This is a genomic window from Inhella sp., assembly GCF_027532025.1.
Lineage (GTDB): Bacteria > Pseudomonadota > Gammaproteobacteria > Burkholderiales > Burkholderiaceae_C > Inhella.
In genome coordinates this window covers 17,167-32,760 of the sequence record NZ_JAPZSY010000019.1, presented here as the reverse complement: position 1 = coordinate 32,760, position 15,594 = coordinate 17,167, and the positions used below count along the sequence as shown (strand labels likewise).

Sequence of the window (15,594 nt, the reverse complement as noted above, 5' to 3'; positions counted from 1 at the left end):
GCGCCACCAACACCAGCACGCCGGTCGTGCTGATGGGCTACGCCAACCCGATCGAGCGCCTGGGCCTGCCGAGCTTTGCGCGCCAAGCCAAGGCCGCGGGCGTCGACGGGGTGCTGGTGGTGGATTACCCGCCAGAGGAAGCCGCGCCGTTCTCGCAGGCCATGAAGGCCGAAGGCTTGGACCCCATCTTTTTGCTGGCACCCACCTCGTCCGACGAGCGCATCCGTCAGGTGGCGCAGTTGGCCAGCGGCTACGTCTACTACGTGAGCTTGCGCGGCGTGACGGGCGCCGGACACCTGGACGTGGCCGCGGTGGCCGAGGTGTTCCCGCGCCTGCGGGCGCACCTGAGCCTTCCCATCGGCGTGGGCTTCGGCATCCGCGATGCGGCCAGCGCCCAGGCCGTGGCGAAGGTGGCCGACGCCGTGGTCATCGGTTCCGCCCTGGTTCAGTTGGTGGAGCGCGCCGGGCCGGATAATGCGGCGCTTGTGCTGCGCGACTTCCTCGCCGGCATCCGCAAGGCCCTCGATGGCCAGGAGACTTGAACGATGAGTTGGCTCGACAAACTCTTGCCCCCGAAGATCCAGCACAGCGACCCGTCCGACCGTCGCCAAGTGCCCGAGGGCTTGTGGACCAAATGCCCCAGCTGCGAAACCGTGCTTTACAAGGCCGACCTGGAGCAAAACCAAAACGTCTGCCCGAAATGCAGCCACCACCACCGCATCGGTGCCCGGGCGCGCCTGAACGCGTTCTTGGATGGGGAAGGGCGCTTTGAAGTCGGTCAGGAGGTCTTGCCGGTCGACGCCCTGAAGTTCAAAGACAGCAAGAAGTACCCCCAGCGCTTGCAAGAGGCGCTGGAGGCCACCGGCGAAACCGACGCCTTGGTGGTGATGGGCGGCGCCGTGATGAGCGTGCCCGTGGTCGTCGCCTGCTTCGAGTTCGAGTTTATGGGCGGCTCCATGGGTTCGGTGGTGGGCGAGCGCTTTGCTCGCGGCGTGCAAACGGCCGTCGAGCTCAAGACGCCCTTCATTTGCTTCACCGCCACCGGCGGCGCTCGCATGCAAGAGGGTTTGCTGAGCTTGATGCAAATGGCCAAGTGCAATGCGGCGCTCACGCAGCTGGCCCGAGCCAAGCTGCCTTACGTCAGCGTGCTGACCGACCCCACCATGGGCGGGGTGTCGGCCAGTTTCGCCTTCGTGGGCGACATCGTCGTCGCCGAGCCCAAGGCCTTGATCGGCTTTGCCGGCCCGCGGGTCATCGAAAACACCGTGCGAGAGAAGCTCCCGCCGGGCTTCCAGCGGGCTGAGTTCTTGATGGAGAAGGGCGCCGTCGACATGATCGTCGACCGCCGTGAACTGCGCAGCACCGTGGCGAATTGCCTGGCCATGTTGCAGCGCCAGAGCGCTGACGCGGTCGCCTGAGCCCACCCTCCGCCCACACCGAGGCCAGGCAGATCCTGGCCTTTTTTGCGCCATGAACACTTTGTTGGACTGGCTCGCGCATTGCGAGCGTCTCCACCCCAAGACCATCGACATGACCTTGGCCCGCGTGGAGCGGGTGCGGGACCGCCTGGGCTTGCGCTTCGACGCTCCCGTGGTGACGGTGGCTGGCACCAATGGCAAAGGCAGCACCTGCGCCATGCTGGAGAGCATCGCCCTGCAAGCGGGTTACCGCGTGGGGCTCTACATCAAGCCGCACTTCTTGGACTTCGAGGAGCGCTGCCGTGTGGGCGGTGCCCCGGTGTCGGCCGAATCGCTGCTGCCGCATTTCGAGGCCGTGGAAGCGGCGCGCGACGGGTTGGCGCTGACCTACTTTGAGTTCACCACGCTGGCCATCTTGCGCCGCTTGGCCAGCGAGCCCCTGGACCTGGTGATCCTGGAGGTCGGTCTGGGTGGGCGGCTCGACGCTGTCAACGCCATCGATCCCGACGTCTCGGTCATCACCAGCATCGACCTCGACCACATGGAGTACCTGGGCCCCGACCGCGAGAGCATCGGCCGCGAAAAGGCCGGCATCTTGCGATCAGGCCGGGCCGCCGTGTGCGCCGATCCCGTGCCGCCAGACAGCATCGCCGAGCAGGCCCGGCTTCGGGGCGCCGATCTGCGTCAGGCCGGTCGCGACTTCTCGTTCGAGGGCGATCGTCAGCAATGGCGCTGGCAAGGACGCAGCAAGCGGTACGCCGGCTTGGCGTACCCCGCCCTGCGGGGGGCGAACCAGTTGCTGAACGCCGCGGGCGTGCTGGCGGCTTTCGAGGCCTTGGCCGACCGCTTGCCCATCAGTGCCCAGGCGGTGCGCAGCGGCCTGGCCTTGGTGGAGTTGCCCGGCCGCTTTCAGGTGCTGCCCGGTCAACCGGCGGTGGTGCTGGATGTGGCGCACAACCCGCACGCGGTGGCGACCCTGGCCCAAAACCTGGACCAGATGGGCTTTGCCCCCCGCACGCACGCCGTGTTCGGTGCGATGGGCGACAAGGCCCTGGACGAGGTGCTGGGTCGCATCGCGCCTTCGATCGACGAGTGGCATTTTTGCGACCTGCCCACGCCGCGGGCGGCTTCGGCCGCCGACTTGGCAGCGCGTTTTGAGCGGTTGCGCCCTGGCTTGAAGTGCCCGCAGGCGGTGCGTGTTTTCCAGCACGCCACCCCCTGGTTGGCCTATGAGGCCGCCCGGGCGCAGAGTGAGCCCGCCGATAGAATCGTGGTCTTCGGATCGTTCTTCACCGTTGGGGGTGTGATGGCCGGGTGGCGGGCGGGCTCCAGCGTCGCGCGCACCAGCGTCGTTTGAGTCCCCACGGTCCCGGGTCCGGCATCCCTTCCTCCCACTCTGTTGCGACTGTCGATGGGCTTGTTGTCCTTTTTGCGGCGCCAGTCGGCGCCGGCCGCGTCGGCGCCCGCCGCCTCCGGCCGCAAGCGTGCGAACCCGTCGGCAGTTCAAGTGGACGCTGCCGAGCACATCCAGCGATTGCGTCAGCAGGCGCGCCACCGCTTGATCGGGGCGGCCGTGTTGGTCGGCGTTGGCATCGTCGCCTTTCCGTTGGTCTTTGAGACGCAGCCGCGCCCGGTGCCGATGGACTTGCCCATCGTGATCCCGTCCCAAGACCGGGCTGGGCCGCTGGCGGACGTGCCAGCGCGCGTGAGCGAAGTCCCCGCCAGCCTGCCCGCGGCGGCCCGGGCCGAAGCTCCTGCGCCTGCCCCGGTGTCGGTGCCCGAACCCGCCGAAGAAGTCCCCGAATCCACGCCTGCTCCTGCCGCGGCGCGTCTCAGCGCCCAACCGGCGGTCGCGCCGACCGTGGCTCCCGCGCCTGCTCCGGCCCGTCAGCCGCCCTCGCCTGCGAAGGCCGAGTCGCCCGGCCGCTACGTGGTGCAAGTGGGTGCCTTCGCCGACCAGAAGTCGGCCCAGGATGCCCGGCAGCGGCTGGAGCGCAAAGGGCTGCGCACCTACACCCAAGTCGCCAAGACGGGCGAGGGCGATCGCATTCGCGTCCGCTTGGGGCCATTCGATACCAAGGCCGACGCCGACAAGGCCGCTGCCGCCGCGCAGGCCGTGGGCTTGCCTGGCAAGGTTCTCACCCTATGACGACCGGGCAAGAAGGGCTGCTCACCTGGGCGGACCTGGCCTTGCTGGGCGTCTTGCTGCTGTCCGCTGTGGTGGGGGCGCTGCGAGGTTTCGTGTTCCAGGCCTTGTCGCTGGCGGGTTGGGTGGTGGCCTACGTGACCGCCCCCTGGGTGGCGCCGGGCGTGGCACTTTGGCTTCCGCCTGCAACGGGCGAGGGCGCGTGGCAAGCCCTCGCGGCCCCGGTTTTGGCCTTCGTCTTGGTGTTGGTCGTGTGCGCGGTGCTCGCCCGCTTGAGCCGCACGCTGGTTCACGCCACCCCCTTGCAGGGCGTGGACCGCGTGTTGGGCGCTGGCTTTGGTCTCGTGAAAGGCCTGCTGCTGATCCTGCTGCTGGCGGTGCTTATCGGCTTCACCCCCTTTGTCAAACACCCCAGTTGGCGCGACTCCCTGTTGCGCCCCTGGCTGGGTGCGGCCTTGCAAGCGCTGTCCCCCCTGTTCCCGCAAGACTTGCACCGCCTTGTGCTGCCTCCGGCGCCTGCCGCTGGCGCCAAGACCTGAGGAGAACCGCCATGTGTGGCATCGTCGGAGCGCTGTCCCATCAGCCCGTCAATCAACTGTTGTACGACGCCTTGTTGCTGTTGCAGCATCGCGGCCAAGATGCCGCGGGCATCGTCACCATGGACGGCACCAAATGCTTCATGCACAAGGCCAAGGGCATGGTGCGCGATGTCTTCCGCACCCGCAACATGCGGGCCTTGCCGGGCCACATCGGCCTTGGGCAAGTTCGCTACCCCACCGCGGGCAATGCGCACAGCGAAGAAGAGGCGCAGCCCTTCTACGTCAACGCGCCCTTCGGCTTGGTGCTGGTGCACAACGGCAACCTGACCAACACCGCCGAGTTGCGGGCGGAATTGTTCGCCGTGGACCGCCGCCACATCAACACCGAGAGCGACACCGAGGTGCTCATCAACGTGGTGGCCCACGAGCTGGAAAACGTGGCCCGCGACTTGCCCCTCACGGCCGACGCCGTGTTCGAGGCTGTGCGTGCAGTGCATCGCCGGCTGCGCGGCAGTTATGCGGTCATCGCACTCATTGCCGGTCACGGTTTGCTGGCCTTCCGCGACCCGTACGGCATTCGTCCCCTGTGCTTCGGACGGGGCCAGGATGGCGAGTGGATGGTTGCCAGCGAGAGCGTGACGCTCGAAGGCACCGGCTTCAAGCTGGAACGCGATGTGGAGCCGGGCGAGGCGCTGTTCATCGACACCGAGGGCCAACTCCACACCCGCCAGTGCGCTGAACAAGCCAGCCTCAACCCCTGCATGTTCGAGTTCGTCTACTTGGCCCGACCGGACTCGGTCCTGGATGGCATTTCCGTCTACCAAGCCCGCCTGAACATGGGCGAGACCTTGGCTCAGCGGGTGCTGTCGACCATCCCTCCGCAAGAGATCGACGTTGTCATCCCCATCCCGGAAAGCAGCCGACCCTCGGCCATGCAATTGGCCCATCGCATCGGCCGCCCTTACCGAGAAGGCTTCGTGAAGAACCGCTACGTGGGCCGCACCTTCATCATGCCGGGGCAGGGCGTGCGCAAGAAGTCGGTGCGTCAAAAGCTCAATGCCATTGCGCAGGAGTTCAAGGGCCGCCGCGTGCTGTTGGTGGACGACTCCATCGTTCGCGGCACCACATCCAAGGAAATCGTCGCCATGGCCCGCGAGGCCGGCGCGGTCAAGGTGTACATGGCCTCGGCAGCGCCTCCGGTGCGCTACCCCAACGTGTACGGCATCGACATGCCCACGCGCGAAGAACTCATCGCGCACGGCCGCACGCTCGAAGAGATTCGCGCCTACATCGGCGCCGATGCGCTGATTTATCAAGACGTCGATGCCATGAAGCGCGTGGTGGCCGCCTTGCAACCCAAGTTGAACGGTTTCGAAGCCTCGTGCTTCGACGGCCACTACATCACGGGCGACATCGGCGAGGGTGAGATCGCCGCGCTGCAGGCCCAACGGCCCAAGCCGCAGGACGAGGACGCCGCCGCCAGCGGCCGACTGGCGCTGCAATCCCAAAGCGACTGAGTCATGCCGAGCCGCCCCCTGCCCGCAGGCCTGCACCGCGACACGCTGGCGGTGCGCACCGCTTTGCCCCCCAGCCAGCACGGCGAAAACTCTGAGGCTCTGTTCCTGACCAGCGCCTACGTGCAGCCCGACGCCGCCACGGCGGCGCAGCGATTCGCTCAGAGCGAGGACTTCACGTACTCGCGCACCGGCAACCCCACGGTGCGAAGCTTGGAGGCCCGCTTGGCGGCCCTGGAGGGCACCGAGGCCGCCATTGCGACGTCCACGGGCATGAGCGCCATCCTGTTGTTGGGCATGGGTCTGCTGCAGGCTGGTGACCACGTGGTGTGCTCCCGCTCGGTGTTCGGCTCCACCATCAACCTGTTCGCCAAGGAGTTCGCCAAGTTCGGTGTCGAGACGACTTTCGTGTCCCAAACCGACCCTGCAGAGTGGCAAGCCGCCCTGCGGCCCCGAACTCGCCTGCTGTTCGCTGAGACCCCCACCAACCCCCTCAACGAGGTGTGCGACATCGCCGCACTGGCTGCGATTGCGCACGGTGCGGGCGCTTTGCTGGCCGTCGACAACACCTACGCCACGCCGACCCTGCAACAACCGGCCGCCCTGGGGGCTGATGTCGTGATGCACTCCGCCACCAAGTACATGGACGGTCAAGGGCGGGTCATGGCCGGGGCCCTGTGCGGCCCCAAGCACCTGATCGTGGACGTCTTCGGCCCCGTCATGCGCACGGCCGGCATGGTGCTCGCCCCCTTCAATGCCTGGGTGGTGCTCAAGGGCCTGGAAACCCTGTCGCTGCGCATGCACGCTCAAAGCGAACGGGCGCTGACCATTGCCCACTGGCTGGAGACCCGCCCTGAACTCGGACGGGTTTACTACCCATCGCTGCCATCGCACCCCCAACACGCGCTGGCCATGCGCCAGCAAAGCGGGCAGGGCGGGGCCGTGTTGTCTTTCGATCTGAAGGCCGACAGCCCGGAGGCCGCGCGCGCTGCCGCTTTCCATGTCATCGACAGCACCCGGGTGTTGAGCGTCGCCACCAACCTGGGTGACACCAAGTCCATCATCACCCACCCAGCCACCACCTCTCATGGCCGTCTGACGGAAGCCCAGCGTCAGGCGGCCGGTATCGGCCAAGGCCTCATTCGTCTGGCCGTCGGTCTGGAGCACGTGGGAGACATCACCGACGACTTGCTTCGCGGCCTGACCACCTTGACGACCCGATGAACGCCCCTGCCGTGACCCCCATTCGCACCCGAATCGCCCCGTCTCCGACGGGTTTCCTGCACCTGGGCACCGCCCGCACGGCGCTGTACTCCTGGGCCTACGCCCGTCACCATGGCGGGCAGTTCGTGCTTCGCATCGAAGACACCGACGTGGCGCGCTCGACGCAGGACTCGGTCGATCAGATCTTGGCGTCCATGCAGTGGCTGGGGCTGGACTACGACGAGGGCCCGGTCTACCAGATGCAGCGGCTCGACCGCTACCAAGCCGTTGCTGAGCAACTCATCCAGGATGGGAAAGCCTACCGCTGCTACGCGACCCCAGAAGAACTCGAGGCCATGAAGGCCGGGCAAGAGGCCCGAGGTGAAAAGCGCCGCTACGACGGACGCTGGCGCCCCGAAGCCGGCAAAACTCTGCCGTCCGCGCCTCCGGGCGTGGCATCGGTGATCCGTTTCAAGAACCCGTCCGATGGGGACGTGGTCTGGCAAGACCTCGTCAAGGGCGAGATTCGCATCAGCAACCGCGAGATCGACGATCTGATCCTGGTGCGCGCCGACGGCGTGCCCACCTACAACTTCGCGGTGGTGGTGGACGACTGGGACATGCGCATCAGCCATGTGTTCCGCGGCGACGAGCACATCAACAACACGCCGTGGCAAATCAACCTGTTCCAGGCCTTGGGCGCTCCCTTGCCGCAGTACGGGCACATGCCAGTCATCTTGGGCGACGACGGCCAGAAGTTGTCCAAGCGCCGCGGCGCTGTGAGCGTGACGGCCTACGAACAGGCTGGCTACCTGCCCGAAGCCATGCTGAACTACTTGGCACGTTTGGGATGGAGTCACGGCGACGACGAGATTTTCAGCCGCGAGCAATTCGTTGCTTGGTTTGACGGCAGTCATCTCAGCAAGAGCCCCGCCCAGTGGGATCCTGCCAAGTTGGAGTGGGTGAACGGCCAGCACATGAAATCGGCGTCCGCCGATCGCTTGGCGGCGCTGATCGCCCCGCGTTTGGCGGCGCGAGGCCTTGTGATGCCCAGCAGCGCGCCCTTGGAGGCGCAGTGCGAGCTGTTCAAAGACCGGTGCAGCACGCTCGAGGCCCTGGCCGAATGGCTGGTCGCCTATTACGGGGAGGTGACGCTGGCCGACGACTTGCGCACCCAACACCTGACGGACAGCATCCGTCCTGCGGTGCGCGCGCTGGCGCTTGCGTTGAATGACGCTGAATGGACGGCGGCGGGGGTGGCAGCCGCTTTCAAGGCCGTCCTTGCGGGCCATGGCCTCAAGATGCCGCAGCTTGCCATCCCGGTTCGCGTGGCCGTTTTCGGCAAGACGCAAACCCCGGCCATCGACCAATGCCTGGCCCTGTTCGATCGAAAAATTTTGATGGGCCGCTTGCAATCCATTTGAGAAACGCGCTATAGTCTCTTTCTCGCTTGAACAGCGCGACACCTGAAGTCATTACCGGGTCGTTGGCGAATTCGACAAACGCAATTCGACAAACGCCGGGTGATGCCCCAAGGGGGTATAGCTCAGCTGGGAGAGCGCTTGCATGGCATGCAAGAGGTCAGCGGTTCGATCCCGCTTACCTCCACCAATCAAAAGGTGGCGCGCGGTTCAAGGGCATGAAGGATTTGTCCCCTTCGTCTAGAGGCCTAGGACACGACCCTTTCACGGTTGTAACAGGGGTTCGAATCCCCTAGGGGACGCCAAAAATTAGATCGGTCTGGCAGCACCGGCAACGAAAGTTGCGAACGCAGCCCCGACGCGGAGTGGTAGTTCAGTCGGTTAGAATACCGGCCTGTCACGCCGGGGGTCGCGGGTTCGAGTCCCGTCCACTCCGCCAAATTTGAAAGGGCCTGCTCGCTGAGCAGGCCCTTTTTCTTTGTCGCGTGCTCGAGCCTCTAGAGGCGGTGCACCGCGCCGCCCGGCGAAGCCGATGTCCTGTCGCCCGTCAGTGCACGCCCGCCCGCACCAAGCCCACGGCCAAGCCTTCCAGGCTGAAGCCTTCGTGAGGCACCCGGATGGGCTCGAAGTCTGGGTTTTCGGGCAGCAGCCAAGCTTCGTTGCCTTCGCGCTTCCAGCGCTTCACGGTCACCTCGTCGCCCAGTCGTGCCACCACGATTTGCCCATTGCGCGCCTCGGCGGTGCGGCGAACGGCCAACAGGTCACCCTCCAGGATGCCGGCGTCGCGCATGCTCATGCCGCGCACGCGAAGCAGGTAGTCGGGCGTGGCGCTGAACAGGCTGGGGCTGAGCGCATATTGCTGTTCGATGTGTTCCTGCGCCAAGATGGGGGACCCGGCAGCGACGCGACCGATCAGCGGCAGCGTCAGCTGGGCGAGGCCCGGCAGCGGCAGTTCGGGCTGCTCCGCGAGGCTGGGCCGTCGGCGCAGCGCCTTCAGCGTGTCGGCCTTCAATCGAATGCCGCGCGAGGTGCCGCTGACCAACTCAATGACGCCTTTCCGTGCCAAGGCTTGCAAGTGCTCTTCTGCTGCATTGGGCGACTTGAAGCCGAGGGTCTGGGCGATTTCAGCCCGGGTGGGCGGGGTGCCAGTTCGCTCGATGGAGCGCCGAACCAGGTCGAAAATCTGCTGCTGGCGGGGAGTGAGGCTGGGATTCACGAGTTACGCTCCGATCGAGACTGGATGAATATCCAGATACTGCATTTTTATACAGGATTCGACCGATGCCAAGCGCGACGCAACGGGTATTGATCATCGGCACTGGCGGCACCATCGCCGGACAGGCGTCCACGGCGGCCGATCACGTGGGCTATCGGGCCGGTGCTGTGGGCATTGAAGCCCTCGTGGCGGGTGTGCCGCCGTTGGCGTCGCACCAACTGGCGTTCGAGCAATTGGCGCAGTTGGACAGCAAGGACATGGACTTCGCCACGTGGCGAAGGCTCGCCTTGCGGGTGCAGCAGGCGATGGACGATTCGGCCGTGGGTGGCGTGGTGATCACCCACGGGACCGACACGTTGGAGGAGACCGCCTACCTGTTGCATCGCGTGCTGCGGGGTGGAAAACCCGTGGTGTTGACGGCGGCCATGCGGCCCGCGAGCAGCCTGAGCCCTGACGGGCCGCAGAACCTGCTGGACGCCGTCACGGTGGCGCAAACGGCCGGCGCTTGTGGGGTGGTGGTGTGCTTGGATGGGCGGGTGCATCGTGGCGACCGCGTTCGCAAGGTCCACAGCTATCGGGTTGATGCCTTCGATTCGCCGGACGGTGTGCTGGCGTGGGTGGAGTCCGGCGCGGTGCGCGTTTTGCAACCCTGGTTGGCGCCCCTGGCCTGGGGGGCTGAACGCCTCCCGGCGGACACGAGCCTGTGGCCCCGGGTGTCCGTCCTGTGGAACGCGGCGGGTGAGGATGGTGCTTTGGTGCCGCTGATCGAGAGCCTGGCGCAGCGGGAGGGGCGGCGCCTGGGTTTGGTCGCGGCCGGAACTGGCAATGGCACTTTGTCGAGCGATTTGGAGCGCGCTTTGTTGCAGGCGCAAGCCCGCGGCGTGCCGGTGATCCGGGCCACACGCTGTGCGGCAGGCCCGGTGTTGGGTGGTGGCGGACTGCGCAATGCGGGTGCTTTGAGCGTGCCCCAGGCCAGGGTGGCCCTGCTGCTGGAGTTGCTGGAGGCCTAGCCTGTCGCCCCCAGGATTTCGGCACAGCCTGGGTCTCCTCCGTGCAGATTCCCAGGGGGCCCCAGCGTCGCGGTGAGAGGGTTCTCCGGGCGGGCTGGGGTGCGTTGACCGTGCGTGCGGACCCGTCGCGGCTGGATCAGGCGAGGGTGAGCGTCACCTCAATGTTGCCGCGCGTCGCGTTGGAGTAGGGGCAGACTTGGTGGGCCGCGGCCACGAGTTGCTCGGCCACGGCGCGATCCAGCCCAGGCAGGCGGATGGTCATGGCCACCTGGATGCCGAAGCCCGCCGGGATGGGGCCAATGCCCACTGAGCTGTCGATCGAGACGTCGGCCGGCACGGCGATTTTCATCTTGCCGCCGACGGCCTTCAGCGCTCCGATGAAGCAGGCGGCGTAGCCGACCGCGAACAGTTGCTCGGGGTTGGTGCCATCGCCGCCCGCGCCACCGAGTTCTTTCGGGGTGCTCAGTTTGACGTGGAGCGCTCCGTCGCTGCTGCGACCGCTGCCTTCGCGGCCTCCGGTGGCGGTGCCGTGGGCGGTGTACAGGACTTTGTCGAGGGCCATGGTGTTTCCTTTCGGGGGTGGAGCCGCTTCACGCGGGGTTGGTGACGGAGGCACGCCGCAACCGACCTAACAGGTCGTGCAGGCGCTGGGTGAGGGACTGCAATTCGGCCAGGTCGCACGACGTGGCGCAGGCCAGGGTGGTGGGCAGGGCGAGGGCTTGGGTTTTCAAGGCGTGCCCGCAGGCCGTCAGGGCCACCTGGACGCGACGCTCGTCGCCGGGATCGCGGGCGCGGGTGACATGGCCGGCCAGTTCCAAACGTTTGAGCAAGGGGGTGAGCGTGCCGGAGTCCAGGCTCAGGCGCTCGCCCAGGGCGCTGACGCTGGAGGTGCCGTCTTGCCACAGCACCAGCATCACCAAGTACTGCGGGTAGGTCAGGCCCAGGGGGGCCAGCAGGGGCTTGTACAGCTTGGTCATGGCCAGCGAGCTGGCATAGAGCGCAAAGCAAAGTTGACGGTCCAGGTGCAGCCATTCGTCGCCATGCGGGAGGGGGCGAAGCTGGGCATCGTGCGACATGCCAGAATGATCGCGAACAATCAAATTGTGCGCAATCGAATAAGCGAGAAGCCACTTTGATCGTGTGGCCTTTCAAGGAGGCGAGGTCAGGGCCTCGATCTGCTCGCTGAGCTCCAACCAGCGTGACTCCAGGGCGTCCACCTCGTCGCCGATGCTTTTCAAGCGCCGACCGATGTCGGCGATGGCCGGGCCCGCCAAGCCCCCGAGGGCCAGATCGCCCTCCAGCGACGCGCGTTCCTGGCCCAAGGCCACCAGTTGACGGTCGATGGCTTCGACTTCCCGTCGCATGGGCTTGGTTTGCTCGGCCAAGCGGGCGCGGGCCTGCGCGGCCGCCTTGCGGTCTTCGCGCGAGGCGTTGGCGGCTTGCAGGCTTGGCGTGGGCGCCAGGGCTTCGGCAGCGGGGGGGGCCTTCAGCGCGCGGGCGGCTTCTTTGGCGGTGTCGAGCAGCCAGCGTTGGTAGTCGTCCAGGTCGCCGTCGAACGGCGACACGCCACCTCGGCTGACCAGCCAAAACTCGTCGCACACCTCCCGCAGGAGGGCTCGGTCGTGGCTGACCAGCATCACCGTGCCTTCGAACTCGTTCAGGGCGATGGACAGGGCCTCGCGGGTGGCGAGGTCCAGGTGGTTGGTGGGCTCGTCCAGCAGCAACAGATTGGGCCGCTGCCAAACCAGCATGGCGAGCACCAAGCGGGCCTTCTCGCCGCCCGAAAGGCTGCCCACGGCTTGGCTCACCATGTCGCCAGTGAAACGGAATTGGCCGAGGAAGTCGCGCAACTCTTGCTCGCGCGCCTGAGGGCTGACCGCCTTGGCCAAGCGCACCATGTGAGCCAGCGGCCCTTCGTCGGGCCGCAACACGTCCAACTCTTGCTGGGCGAAGTAGCCGATGCTCAGGCCCTTGCCCTCGGTCATCTGGCCGCTCAGGCGGGGCAGGGTGCCGGCGATGGTTTTGACCAGGGTGGACTTGCCCTGCCCGTTGGCGCCCAAGATGCCGATGCGTTGGCCCGCCAGCACGGTGCGGTTGACACGCTGAACGATGACGGTGTCGCCATAGCCGCAGGTCACGTCGTTCAAGGCCAGCATGGGGTTGGGCAGGCTGGCGGGCTCGCGAAAATCGAAGGCGAAGTCGGCCGCAGCCAGCACGGGCGCGAGCTTTTCCATGCGCTCCAGGGCCTTCACGCGGCTTTGCGCCTGTTTGGCTTTGGTGGCCTTGGCCTTGAAGCGGTCGATGAACTTTTGCAGGTGCGCGATGCGGTCTTGTTGCTTGTCGTAAGCCGCCTGCTGTTGGTTCAGGCGCTCAGCGCGCATGGCTTCGAAGGCCGTGTAGTTGCCGCCGTAACGGGTGAGTTGAGCGCGGTCCAGGTGCAGGGTGACGCGGGTGATGGCGTCGAGGAACTCGCGGTCGTGGCTGATGACGATCAAGGTGCCGCTGTAGCGGGCGAGCCAGCCCTCCAGCCAGACGAGGGCGTCCAAGTCCAGGTGGTTGGTGGGTTCGTCCAGCAGCATCAACTCGGCGGGGTTGATGAGGGTGCGCGCCAACTGCAGGCGCATGCGCCAGCCCCCTGAAAAGCTGTTGACGGGCCGGTCAAGCTCGGGCGCCTGGAAGCCCAAGCCCAGCAGCAGCGCCTGCGAGCGGGCTCGCGCATCGAAGGCGCCAGCGTCTTGCAGTGCCGCATGGGCCTCGGCCATGCGCAGGCCGTCGTGTGCGGCTTCAGCGTCGGCCAAGGCGGCTCGGGCATGGGCCAAAGTCAGGTCGCCGTCCAGCACGAAGTCGGTGGCGCCTTGCTCGGTGTCCGGCAGGTCTTGGGCCACTTCCGACAGGCGCCACGTGGGAGGAATGTCGACTTCGCCACGGTCGGCCTGCAAGCGGCCAGCCAACAGGCTGAACAGGCTGGATTTGCCCGCGCCGTTGGCGCCGACGAGACCGATGCGTTCGCCCGGTTGCAGGCTCACGCTGGCCTCCACCAACACCTCTTTGACGCCGCGCCGCAGCGTCACCCCCGTCAGCCGGATCATGCGGGCAGGGCCTCGCGGGTCAGCAGCAGGACCTGATCGCTGCCGGCACTGGTTTCCAACCAAACGGCTTCCAGGCGCGGGAAGGCGGCTTCGAAGTGCGCGCGCTCATGGCCAATCTCCAGCACCAACACGCCGTTTGGGGCCAGGCGTGCGGGCAGTTCGGCCAGCAGCCGTCGCACGAAATCCATGCCGTCGATGCCGCCGGCCAGGGCCAGCGCGGGCTCGGCCAGGAACTCGGGCGGCAGCGCGGCCATCGCGTCGGCGTTCACATAGGGGGGGTTGCACAGCACCAAGTCGAACAAGCCCGAGGTGGCCGACAGGCCGTCGCCTTGCACGAGTTCGATGCGGTCTTGCAGTCCATGCCGCTCGACGTTGCGGCGGGCCACGGCCAGTGCGTCGTTGCTCAGGTCGCTGCCCACCACGCTGACCTCCGGCCACGCCATGGCCGCCAGCACGGCGAGTGAGCCGTTGCCCGTGCACAAGTCCAGCACGCGTTGGGTGGACGCGTCCAGCCAGGGGTCGACGGTGCCGTCGGCGATCAGTTCGGCAATGAAGCTCCGCGGCACGATGCTGCGGGCGTCGATGTGGAAGGGAATCCCCTGCAGCCAGGCTTCGCCGGTGAGGTAGGCCGCGGGCTGTCGGGTGCGGATGCGCTGCTCGATGAGTGCGTCCACCTGGGCCTGGTCGGTGGTGCTCAGGAGCGAGTCGGCTTGGTCGTCCAGGGCGTCCAGTGGGCGGCCCAAGCACCAAAGCACCAACCAAGCGGCTTCGTCAAAGGCATGGAGGGTGCCTTGGCCAAAGGCCACGCCAGCGGCGTCGAGGCGTTCTGCCGCACGCTGGACGGCCTGCATCAAGGTCAAGGCCATCAGTCGCTGGGCGTGAGATCGAGGGTGATCTCGGTGAAGGTGGCCTGATCGGGTGTTGGGTCGGGCGCTTGAACGGGTGCGCGATCGATGGCGCTGCTGGTGTTTTGCAGGCGCCAGAGCAGGTTGGTGGGCGAGTCGGCGAAGGCCAGCCCTTCCTCGCGGGTGATGACACCTGCTTCGATCAACTGCGCGAAGTGCTCTTCAAAGGTTTGTGAGCCTTCGGCCATGGACTTTTCCATGGTTTCTTTGACGCCGATGAAGTCGCCCTGCTCGATGAGCTCGCTGATGAGCTTGCCATTGAGCAGCACCTCCACCACCGGCACGCGGCCGCCGGTCTGGGCGCGCACCAGACGCTGGCTGACGATGGCCCGCAGACCCGCCGACAAGTCGCCCAGCAAGGCGGGGCGGGCTTCGGGTGGGTAGAAGGACAAGATCCGGTTCAGCGCGTGCGTGCTGTTGTTGCCGTGCAAGGTGGCGAGCACCAAGTGGCCCGACAGGGCGTAAGAGATGGCCGACGTCATCGTTTCCTTGTCGCGAATTTCGCCGATCAGGATCACGTCGGGCGCTTGGCGCAGGGCGTTCTTCAGGGCCACTTGCAGCGTGTTGGTGTCTCGACCGACCTCGCGCTGGTTGATGACCGACTTCTTGTTTTGGAACAGGTACTCGATCGGGTCCTCGATGGTCAAGATGTGGCCCGTCATCGACTTGTTGCGCTTTTCCAGCATCGCGGCCAGCGTGGTGCTTTTGCCGGTGCCGGTGGCGCCGACCATGAGCACGAGGCCCCGCTTTTCGAGCACCAAGTCGCCCAACACGGTGGGCAGCTTCAGGTCGTCCAGCTCGGGGATGGTGTGGGCGATGTGCCGAAACACGGCCGCGATGGTGCCGCGCTGCCGAAAGCCGCTGAGCCGGAAGCTGCCGACCTTGGGGATGCTGATGGCGAGGTTGAGCTCGCCAAGTTCGTCCAGCTCGGCCAGTTCTTTGGGCGACAGAACCTCGGCCACCAGTTGGCGGGGCTGGGTCGGGCCCAAGGACTGGTCGGACAGCTGCACCACCTGACCGTTGAGTTTGATGAGCACGGGGCTGTTGGCCGACAAGTAGCAGTCAGAAGCACCCTTTTCGGCCATCAGCCGAAGGATGCGGTCCATGTTCCCAGAGCTCATCGGGGTGCCTCC

General features: G+C 66.5%; 15 protein-coding genes and 3 tRNA genes. 12 read left to right on the top strand and 6 right to left on the bottom strand.

Annotated features, from left to right (window positions below; translation table 11 throughout):
* The 11 genes from trpA to O9335_RS04215 form a co-directional block, all read left to right on the top strand.
* The coding region (gene trpA / locus O9335_RS04265; RefSeq protein ID WP_298384032.1) for a tryptophan synthase subunit alpha at positions 1 to 542 on the top strand (542 nt) is incomplete at its 5' end.
* 3 nt (positions 543 to 545) lie between these two features.
* The gene (accD, locus tag O9335_RS04260) at positions 546 to 1,418 is read left to right on the top strand and encodes an acetyl-CoA carboxylase, carboxyltransferase subunit beta (RefSeq protein ID WP_298384029.1); all 873 of its coding nucleotides are present in this window, start codon (positions 546 to 548) and stop codon (positions 1,416 to 1,418) included.
* A 52-nt stretch (positions 1,419 to 1,470) separates the two neighbouring features.
* Positions 1,471 to 2,775, top strand: coding sequence for a bifunctional tetrahydrofolate synthase/dihydrofolate synthase (gene folC / locus O9335_RS04255; RefSeq protein WP_298384026.1), 1,305 nt, complete (start codon positions 1,471 to 1,473; stop codon positions 2,773 to 2,775).
* A 54-nt stretch (positions 2,776 to 2,829) separates the two neighbouring features.
* Positions 2,830 to 3,567: an SPOR domain-containing protein gene (locus O9335_RS04250; RefSeq protein WP_298384024.1), complete on the top strand. Its 738-nt coding sequence runs from the start codon at positions 2,830 to 2,832 to the stop codon at positions 3,565 to 3,567.
* The gene (locus O9335_RS04245; protein WP_298384021.1) at positions 3,564 to 4,103 is read left to right on the top strand and encodes a CvpA family protein; all 540 of its coding nucleotides are present in this window, start codon (positions 3,564 to 3,566) and stop codon (positions 4,101 to 4,103) included. Before O9335_RS04250 ends, O9335_RS04245 begins: the two co-directional genes overlap by 4 nt.
* Before the next feature lie 11 nt (positions 4,104 to 4,114).
* Complete coding sequence (purF, locus tag O9335_RS04240; RefSeq protein ID WP_298384018.1) at positions 4,115 to 5,620, top strand: amidophosphoribosyltransferase; 1,506 nt, start codon at positions 4,115 to 4,117, stop codon at positions 5,618 to 5,620.
* A gap of 3 nt (positions 5,621 to 5,623) precedes the next feature.
* Positions 5,624 to 6,841 (top strand): O-succinylhomoserine sulfhydrylase, encoded by a 1,218-nt coding sequence (locus O9335_RS04235; RefSeq protein ID WP_298384015.1) that lies wholly within the window; start codon positions 5,624 to 5,626, stop codon positions 6,839 to 6,841.
* Positions 6,838 to 8,244: a glutamate--tRNA ligase gene (gene gltX, locus O9335_RS04230; RefSeq protein WP_298384012.1), complete on the top strand. Its 1,407-nt coding sequence runs from the start codon at positions 6,838 to 6,840 to the stop codon at positions 8,242 to 8,244. Before O9335_RS04235 ends, gltX begins: the two co-directional genes overlap by 4 nt.
* Before the next feature lie 111 nt (positions 8,245 to 8,355).
* Positions 8,356 to 8,431: transfer RNA gene (locus O9335_RS04225), tRNA-Ala, on the top strand.
* A gap of 39 nt (positions 8,432 to 8,470) precedes the next feature.
* Positions 8,471 to 8,546 (top strand) — tRNA-Glu (locus O9335_RS04220).
* Between the two features lie 57 nt (positions 8,547 to 8,603).
* Positions 8,604 to 8,680, top strand: a tRNA-Asp gene (locus O9335_RS04215).
* 108 nt (positions 8,681 to 8,788) lie between these two features.
* Here O9335_RS04215 and lexA read toward each other — a convergent pair.
* Complete coding sequence (gene lexA / locus O9335_RS04210) at positions 8,789 to 9,457, bottom strand: transcriptional repressor LexA (protein WP_298384009.1); 669 nt, start codon at positions 9,455 to 9,457, stop codon at positions 8,789 to 8,791.
* Between the two features lie 65 nt (positions 9,458 to 9,522).
* Between lexA and O9335_RS04205 the strand changes: the two genes are divergently transcribed.
* Complete coding sequence (locus O9335_RS04205) at positions 9,523 to 10,467, top strand: asparaginase (RefSeq protein ID WP_298384006.1); 945 nt, start codon at positions 9,523 to 9,525, stop codon at positions 10,465 to 10,467.
* 136 nt (positions 10,468 to 10,603) lie between these two features.
* Here the strand turns inward: O9335_RS04205 and O9335_RS04200 are convergent, their stop codons facing one another.
* From O9335_RS04200 to O9335_RS04180, 5 genes are all read right to left on the bottom strand, one after another.
* Entirely contained in the window at positions 10,604 to 11,029 is a 426-nt protein-coding gene (locus O9335_RS04200) for an organic hydroperoxide resistance protein (RefSeq protein ID WP_298384003.1), read from the bottom strand.
* Between the two features lie 28 nt (positions 11,030 to 11,057).
* Complete coding sequence (locus O9335_RS04195; RefSeq protein WP_298384001.1) at positions 11,058 to 11,543, bottom strand: MarR family winged helix-turn-helix transcriptional regulator; 486 nt, start codon at positions 11,541 to 11,543, stop codon at positions 11,058 to 11,060.
* 72 nt (positions 11,544 to 11,615) lie between these two features.
* A complete protein-coding gene (locus tag O9335_RS04190) occupies positions 11,616 to 13,556 on the bottom strand; it encodes an ABC-F family ATP-binding cassette domain-containing protein (protein WP_298383998.1) in 1,941 nt (646 codons plus the stop codon).
* Complete coding sequence (gene prmB, locus O9335_RS04185; protein ID WP_298384038.1) at positions 13,553 to 14,416, bottom strand: 50S ribosomal protein L3 N(5)-glutamine methyltransferase; 864 nt, start codon at positions 14,414 to 14,416, stop codon at positions 13,553 to 13,555. Before prmB ends, O9335_RS04190 begins: the two co-directional genes overlap by 4 nt.
* Positions 14,417 to 14,421: 5 nt before the next feature.
* Positions 14,422 to 15,582, bottom strand: coding sequence for a PilT/PilU family type 4a pilus ATPase (locus O9335_RS04180; protein WP_298383995.1), 1,161 nt, complete (start codon positions 15,580 to 15,582; stop codon positions 14,422 to 14,424).
* Between the last annotated feature and the right edge of the window lie 12 nt (positions 15,583 to 15,594).